This window comes from Ohtaekwangia sp. (genome assembly GCF_036568665.1).
Lineage (GTDB): Bacteria > Bacteroidota > Bacteroidia > Cytophagales > Cyclobacteriaceae > Ohtaekwangia.
This window is the reverse complement of the sequence record NZ_DATCSD010000251.1, coordinates 1-2316: the sequence shown is the minus strand read 5'-3', so window position 1 is coordinate 2316 and position 2316 is coordinate 1. Positions and strand designations below refer to the sequence as shown.

Genomic DNA, 2316 nt, shown 5'->3' with positions numbered 1-2316 from the left:
AAGGTTCCGGTATCAGCCTTTAATGTACCGGCACTCTCAGGTATATATTTCTTGTTGGCCAGTATACCGGCAATGGCTATCGGGCCGATGATGGGTATAAATCGTGCCAGCAGCATAATGATACCGCAGGATATATTCCACCACGGTGTGTTATCGCCCAGGCCTTCAAAACCACTGCCGTTGTTGGCAGACGATGAAGTATACTCATACAGCATTTCAGAAAATCCGTGATAGCTTGGATTGTTAAGCCATGCATAGTCTTGATTCATATAGAGTATATAGGATGACAGCGCTGTGCCGGTCAATATCAGTAGCGGGTGCAGCAGGAATACGATCATGGCGATTTTCATTTCGCGCACTTCGATCTTCTTGCCAAGGAATTCCGGTGTGCGGCCTACCATTAACCCGGAAATAAATACTGCGATGATGATGAATATATAGAAGTTGAGAAGTCCTACACCTTTACCTCCGTAGAATGCATTGATCTGCATACCCAGCATGGTAAACATACCCGACAGTGGTGTGAGACTATCGTGCATGGCATTAACAGAACCGTTGGATGTACAGGTAGTAACAATCGCCCACAATGCAGAAGCAGCACTGCCGAAGCGAACTTCTTTTCCTTCCATACTGCCAAGTGATTGATCAATGCCCAGCTTTGTGATAGCAGGATTACCCTGCATCTCCAGGTATATAGTAGGAATGAGGAACAGCAGGAAACCGGCCGTCATAACTCCGAAGATCATCCACGCGAGTTTCTGGCGCTTCAGGTAATATCCCAATGCGAATACCAGCGCTATCGATAGTAAAGGTATAGCTATAGTCTCTACTATATTGGTAATGAAGTTCGGGTTCTCCAGCGGGTGTGCAGAGTTGGCACCATAGAAACCACCACCATTGGTACCTACTTGTTTAATGGCGATCATGGCAGCGGCCGGTCCGCGCGATACCTGCACAGTATCACCTTGCAGGGAAGTGATGGTATCTTTCCCAGCGAAAGTCATGGGTGTTCCGCTGAAGACCAGTATGACGGCTACTATAAAGGATACCGGTAATAAAATGCGTGTGCAGGATTTTACAAAGTACTCATAAAAATTACCGAGCTTGTCTGTGGTGCGTTCGCGGAGTGCGTTGAACAACACTGCGGCTACAGCCATACCCGCACCGGCACTTACAAATTGATATAGCATTAAAGTAAGCTGTCCTAAATAAGACACACCAGATTCGCCCGAGTAATGTTGCAGGTTTGTATTGGTAACAAAACTGATCACCGTATTAAAAGCGAGATCGGGTGTCATAGACGGATTTCCATCCGGGTTCAGTGGAAGCCAGCCCTGGTTCATCAGGATGAGCATGCCGTATACAAACCATACAATGTTAATGATCAGTAAAGCAACAAGATGTTCTTTCCAGGTCATTTCGTGTGCGGCATCAATGCGGCTGATGCGAAAGAATAATTTTTCGAGCGGGTTGAAAACAGGATCAAGCAGCGTTCTTTCCCCCGCATATACTTTCGCTATATATTTTCCCAGCGGTATAGCGAGAGCTACTGTTAGCGCGAGTATAAAAACAACGCCTACAATTTCAGTATTCATACATTAGAATTTTTCAGGTTTAACGAGTACGTAGCACAGGTATATAAATACCAGGATGGATAAAATGAAGAGGAAAAGCATACTTATATTTTTTCGAAGTAATCAATTGCTTTAAAGAATAGGGCGAAGCACGCCAAGGTGGACGCCAGCAGAATGAAGGTTACCATAGTATATATAGTTTGATGTTGTTTTTAAGTCATGTTAAATCAGGGAGTGCTGGCGTTGTGCTGGCGGGTATATTCTGCGCGCAGTTCGTCAGGCATGAACGCTTCGATCCATCGCTGCTGGTTGTTGTGGCGGTCGAGGCTATGCGATAATGTATAGAGGTATATATCGGTGATACCTGCCTTTACCGTGTTGTTCCCTTCGCGAAAAAGCTTGAGTGCCACATGCAGGTATCGTTGCAGTTTCTGATAGTGCCGCTGCTCGCACAGCAGGAGTGAGGCATTGGCAAATGACTGCATGGACTTGTAAAAACGCCTGGTGTAGTGAGGATCGCTTTCGCCATCCGGTATTTCACCTTCCAGCATCACCAGGGCAATTCGTTCGTTGATCATAATCGTTTTCATGATTTGACCGGGTTCTGGCAAGCGTTGTGCCCTGTATGAAAAAGCGTTGTAATCAATCAATTAGAAAGGGGGGAAAGAAAAAGACCCTTCGGATTCCGAAGGGTCTTGCAGAAATGGAAAAGTATCAGTGTACTTTTTCTTTCAGGGCGGGA

General features: G+C 45.7%; 3 protein-coding genes. All 3 read right to left on the bottom strand.

What is annotated here, in order from left to right; translation table 11 throughout:
* The coding region (gene kdpA, locus VIN08_RS13930; protein ID WP_331966149.1) for a potassium-transporting ATPase subunit KdpA at positions 1-1595 on the bottom strand (1595 nt) is incomplete at its 3' end.
* 3 nt (positions 1596-1598) lie between these two features.
* The gene (gene kdpF / locus VIN08_RS13925) at positions 1599-1676 is read right to left on the bottom strand and encodes a K(+)-transporting ATPase subunit F (protein ID WP_331966152.1); all 78 of its coding nucleotides are present in this window, start codon (positions 1674-1676) and stop codon (positions 1599-1601) included.
* A 125-nt stretch (positions 1677-1801) separates the two neighbouring features.
* A complete protein-coding gene (locus VIN08_RS13920) occupies positions 1802-2164 on the bottom strand; it encodes a DUF7674 family protein (RefSeq protein WP_331966146.1) in 363 nt (120 codons plus the stop codon).
* Positions 2165-2316 lie beyond the last annotated feature (152 nt).